The organism is Psychrobacter sp. S1-30-MNA-CIBAN-0213, assembly GCF_040309845.1.
Classification (GTDB): Bacteria; Pseudomonadota; Gammaproteobacteria; order Pseudomonadales; family Moraxellaceae; genus Psychrobacter.
Genome location: NZ_JBEOPE010000140.1, coordinates 1 through 250 on the forward strand (window position 1 = coordinate 1; position 250 = coordinate 250).

Here is a 250-nt window from a genome sequence, read left to right on the forward strand (position 1 = left end):
GTACTCAAACGCTTCTTCATCATCGTGATAAATAGTAACAAGCAGTTTTTCTTGAGGTAATTTAACAACCTCAGTTAAAAACTCCCACGCAAACTTAATCGCGTCTTGCTTAAAGTAATCGCCAAAGCTGAAGTTACCTAACATTTCAAAAAATGTATGGTGGCGAGCAGTGTAGCCTACGTTTTCTAAATCGTTATGCTTACCGCCAGCACGTACACAGCGCTGCGAGCTTGTCGCACGTGTATAAGGG

Annotated in this window: 1 protein-coding gene; it reads right to left on the bottom strand. The window is 42.0% G+C overall.

Going from position 1 to position 250, the window contains the following annotated elements:
• A partial coding sequence (locus AAEY87_RS14260; protein ID WP_350657645.1) for an alanine--tRNA ligase-related protein occupies positions 1 to 250 on the bottom strand: 250 nt, incomplete at both ends.